This window comes from Achromobacter sp. Marseille-Q0513, from assembly GCF_018195695.1.
Taxonomy (GTDB): Bacteria; Pseudomonadota; Gammaproteobacteria; order Burkholderiales; family Burkholderiaceae_B; genus Achromobacter.
The window spans coordinates 1-4,254 of record NZ_JAGTJY010000300.1 but is presented as its reverse complement, the minus strand read 5'-3'; the positions used below and the strand labels follow the sequence as shown (position 1 = coordinate 4,254).

3 protein-coding genes and 1 pseudogene are annotated in these 4,254 nt (G+C 68.3%); 1 reads left to right on the top strand and 3 read right to left on the bottom strand.

Annotated features, from left to right (window positions below):
• Window positions 1-778: pseudogene (locus tag KDH83_RS29815) on the top strand (UDP-N-acetylglucosamine 1-carboxyvinyltransferase); the annotation flags it as partial.
• A gap of 52 nt (window positions 779-830) precedes the next feature.
• Here KDH83_RS29815 and KDH83_RS29810 read toward each other — a convergent pair.
• From KDH83_RS29810 to KDH83_RS29800, 3 genes are all read right to left on the bottom strand, one after another.
• Window positions 831-1,958, bottom strand: a complete 1,128-nt coding sequence (locus KDH83_RS29810; RefSeq protein ID WP_212322448.1) for a hypothetical protein — start codon at window positions 1,956-1,958, stop codon at window positions 831-833.
• Between the two features lie 35 nt (window positions 1,959-1,993).
• Window positions 1,994-3,475: a trypsin-like peptidase domain-containing protein gene (locus KDH83_RS29805; protein ID WP_212322446.1), complete on the bottom strand. Its 1,482-nt coding sequence runs from the start codon at window positions 3,473-3,475 to the stop codon at window positions 1,994-1,996.
• 284 nt (window positions 3,476-3,759) lie between these two features.
• The coding region (locus tag KDH83_RS29800) for a DUF1415 domain-containing protein (protein WP_212322444.1) at window positions 3,760-4,254 on the bottom strand (495 nt) is incomplete at its 5' end.

Sequence of the window (4,254 nt, the reverse complement as noted above, 5' to 3'; positions counted from 1 at the left end):
GTGCGCGGCCGCCGCGCAAGGCGAATCGACGCTGACCAACGCCGCGTCGGAACCGCACGTGCAGGAATTCTGCCGCTTCATGGCGATGATGGGCGCGGACATCGACGGCATCGGCACCTCGCGGCTGGCGGTGCGCGGCGGCGCGGCCCTCAAGGGCGGCGAATTCACGTTCGAGGAAGACTTCCACGAGATCACCACCTTCCTGGCGCTGGGCGCGATCACCGGCGGCGACGTGGTGGTGCGCAACAGCACGCCGGGCAATTTCCCGCTGCTCGATCGCACCTTCGCCAAGTTCGGCGTGCGCATCGAGCACAAGGACGGCTGGTCGCGCGCGTTCCGCGACGGCCCGCTGAAGGTGCAGACGCCCTTCACCAGCAACGTGCTGACCAAGGTCGAGGCCGCGCCCTGGCCGTATTTCCCGGTGGACCTGTTGCCCATCTTCATCGCGCTGGGCGTGTGCGCCGAGGGCAACGCGATGTTCTGGAACAAGGTCTATGACGGCGCGCTGGGCTGGACCGGCGAGCTGTCCAAGTTCGGCGCCCACGTGTTCTCGTCAGATCCGCACCGCGTGGTCACCTTCGGCGGCAATGCGCTGACGCCGGCCGTGGTCGAGAGCCCCTACATCATCCGCGTGGCCATCGCGCTGTTCATGGTGGCCAGCAGCATCAAGGGCCGCTCCGAGATCCGCAACGCCACCCCGATCCGCCGCGCCCATCCGCGCTTCGTCGAGAACCTGCGCAGCCTGGGCGTGCAGGTGGAGTGGGCCAACGAGGAATGACGACGGCGGGGCCGGCGCAAGCGCCGGCTCCCTGCCGTCCGCCGACCGGCCGCTATTCCTTGGCCGTGTTGCGGTCCACGCTGTCGTTCACCCAGCCCTTGGCCTTGCCGGTCAGGGTGTCGCGCTTTTCCTTGGCCTTTTCATACAGCCAGCGCTCGATGTCGGAACCATCCTCGCTTTCCGTCAGGATCGCGGTGGCCGTGGTGCCCACCAGATCCGGCGCGTAGGCATAGGCATTGCCCTTGCCGTAGGGCACGCGCAGCTTCATCTGCCCCGGCGCCGGGATCGGCGCCACCGCGCCGGCCTTCTCCGCCAGCTCGGATTCGGGAATGAAGTCGCCGGCCCGGGCCATGCCCAGGTCGAAGGTCTTGGCCAGCAGCGCCGCGCTGGTCCACTTCTGGTTTTCAAACGCCTTGGCGCTCAGGTCCACGCTGACGGTCAGGCGCTTCTTGTCGCCAGGATTGCGAAGCGCGCCCGACTGGCCGTAGAAGACGCGCACCGGCTTGACCTCGAACTCGATGGGCACCTCCATCGGTTCGGGCAGGACCACCGCCTTGCCCGCGCGGTCCAGCAGCGGCTTGCCGGTTTCATCCTGCAAGGCCTGCGCCGGCACGGTCAGCGTCAGGTAGCGGATCTTCAGCTCGGCATAGAAGGTCGGCGCGCGCTGCAAGGCGTAGCCCGCCTTCGCGATGGCCAGCGCGCCATTGATCTTCTCCTTGTTGATGTCCCAGACTTCCCGCAGCTCGGGGCTCAGCGCCGGCTCCGTGTCCGCCTCGCGCACGAGCACCAGGCACTTGAGCGGCATCCGGTAGAACTCGCCCTGCTGGCCGGCGGACGGTTTTTCCAGCGCGTAGAAATTGCCCGTCGCCTGGAATGTGGTCGACGCGGTGAGCTGGCGCTGGCGCTCGCTCATGACCTTGAGGAAATAGTCGTAGCCCGCATCGATCGCGCTGGCCGCGGCGCTCTTGATCAAGGGCGCCAGCAGGACTGGCAGCAGGATCGATTCCTTGCCGATCGCCGGATCCAGCGGGCAGCTATCCAGCAGGAAGGCGCGCGCCGCGCCCGGCGCCCTGGGCGGCGCGGACGCATCCCCGCTGTCCTTGGCCGCCGGCCCCGCGCAACCCGCAAGCATTCCCAGCGCCAGGGCCAGCCCCGCGCCACGCCTCACCGTCTTGTCCATCTTCCCTCTCCCATGCGCGTTGATTCGCGTTGTCTTCATTTTTCAAACAGCTTGCCCACCGGAAATTCCGCCAGGTTGACCGCGGCCTGGCTCCACAGGAACGCGGTCTTCTTGTCCGCCACGCCCTGGCAGGCGCTTTCGGCGCTGCCCGCGCCGGTGTGGATGCCGAGCAGGTAGGCGCGCACGCCACCCGCCTCTTCCTGGAATTTCAATACCGGCGCGCCGCTGACGCCCGGCCCCGTCTGGCAACTGTGCGCATAGCAGCTGGCGTTCTTGAAGCGCACCATCATGCAGCCGCCCGAGTTGTCATAGCGCACATCGTCTCCGCCTCCCTGCGCGACGCGCTTGGCGATGTTGCCCGCCAGTTCGCCATGGAAGCCAGGCACGACCAGATCGGTGACCGCGTCGCCGCCATCGGGCAGCGCGGCCGCCACCTGCGCGTTCGCGGTGTTGCCCAGGTCCGCGGGCGCGGCGAGCCGGATGAAGGCGATGTCCGCGCGCCCGTCGTAGTCGGCGGCGGAACGCGCGGACAGGGAAGCGCCATCCACGTCCAGCACGTCGCGGGCCTGGGCGAAGACGCCGGGTCGGCTCACGGAATAGGCGCGGACCACCGATGGCGCCACGCCGGTCATGCGCCTGCCGGCGGCATCCTGCGGAAAGAAGCAATGCCGGGCCGTGACGATGAGATCCGCGCGCAGGGCCAGGCCCGTGCAGGGCAGGACCAGCCCGGCGTCGGCATAGGGCGCGATGCCGATGACGAACAGCCGCCGCTCCATCCATTCCCGCTGTCCCGCGGGCAGGTCGCGCAGCCCGGCCGAACAGGCGATGTAGCGTTGCGTCAGCTCGGGACTGACCTGCTGGAAGCCGTCCTGATCGCGGCGGATGCTGGCCGCCATCTCGCCGATCGTGCCGCCGCAGCGCTTCGTATAGTCGTCGAAGCGCTGCTTCGCGTCGGGAGCGGCCTTGCCGGGCGCGGCGCCGGATCCGGTCTTCCGGTTCTTGACGCACCAGGGCAGCAGGAAGGACTTCGCCGTCTTCAGCAGCACATCGCCGGGCTTGGCCCCGTCATCGCAAGGCACCATGTCGGCCGCCAACGGCCCGAGCTGCGCGACGATCTTGCCGATCGCGCCATTCACGCCCATGTTCCAGTCGATGCCGGTCGGCACACGGCCATAGGCGCCCGGCGACAAGGCCGAAGCCGGGGCGGCCGGAGCGGCGGGCAATGCCGGCGCCGCGCCGGGCGCCCGTCCGCGCAGATCGATCTCACGCAGCTGGCCGCTGCCCTTGTCCAGGCGCACCAGCGTCGCGTCGCGGCCCGCCATGCCCGCCTGGATATCGCGGCTGGCCGGGCCGGCCGGCTGCGCGCATGCCGGCTCGCTGACGATGCCGCTCAAGGCCAGCAGGACCAGGCCGGGCAGGCCCGTGATGGCCCAGGCCCGGCCGCGCTCGCGGCGGGCGGCCCTGGGCCGCTCTGGGGGAAATGCCGGCATGCCTTTGGAGGCGGGTATGCGCTTCATGGGCCTAACTCCTGAATCACGTCATTGGTCGAGATCCGAAGCCTTCTGTGGGGACAGGCGGGGCAAGCACAGCAATTCGCGTCTTTATACCCAGAGCATGTTGCAAAAGTCTATTCGGGAGTTCATGTTCCCTCCCCTGGCGCGCCTTGCGCGCGCAACATTGGTTCCTTTATTCGTTCTTCCCTTGGATCCCCGCCGCCCATGTGCTTTCGCATCGCCAGGGAAGATCCCGCGCGGCGGGCGCGCCGGCCCACAAGCCCGCGCCGCGCGGCCCGCGCGTCCACTCAAGGCGCGCGCATCAGCCGCTTCCATCCCTCGACGCCCAGCCGCTTCATCGTCTCGATGTTCTTCTCGTAGATCTCGGCGGCGTCCGGGAACGCATCCACGGCGCGGTCGATGCTCTCTTCGCGCAGCAGGTGCAGGATGGGATACGGCGAACGATTGGTGCAGTTCTCGATATCGTCCGCTTCGGTGTCGGCGAACTGGAACTGCGGATGAAAAGTGGCGACCTGCAATTCGCCCACCAGTCGCATGCGCTTGAGCAGGCGGTCGGTGACTTCCTCGAAGTCGTTGAAATCCAGGAAATCGTCGAACGCGTCCGGCAGGATCAGCAGCGTGGTGTCGATCTGCTCGGGGTCGGCCTCGGCCAGCAGCGCCAGTTCGTCCTGCAGGTCGGTCAGCACGCCCTCGGCGTCGGTGGCGTCACTGATGGCGTAGCGGATCTGGTCCTTGACCTGGACGGCCTTGGCGAAGGGACAGAGGTTCAGGCCGATGACGGC

What these genes read in the sequence shown, in the direction of transcription:
- KDH83_RS29810 (WP_212322448.1), bottom strand. Translation starts at nt 1,958, where the DNA reads ATGGACAAGACGGTGAGGCGTGGCGCGGGGCTGGCCCTGGCGCTGGGA.
- KDH83_RS29805 (WP_212322446.1), bottom strand. Translation starts at nt 3,475, where the DNA reads ATGAAGCGCATACCCGCCTCCAAAGGCATGCCGGCATTTCCCCCAGAG.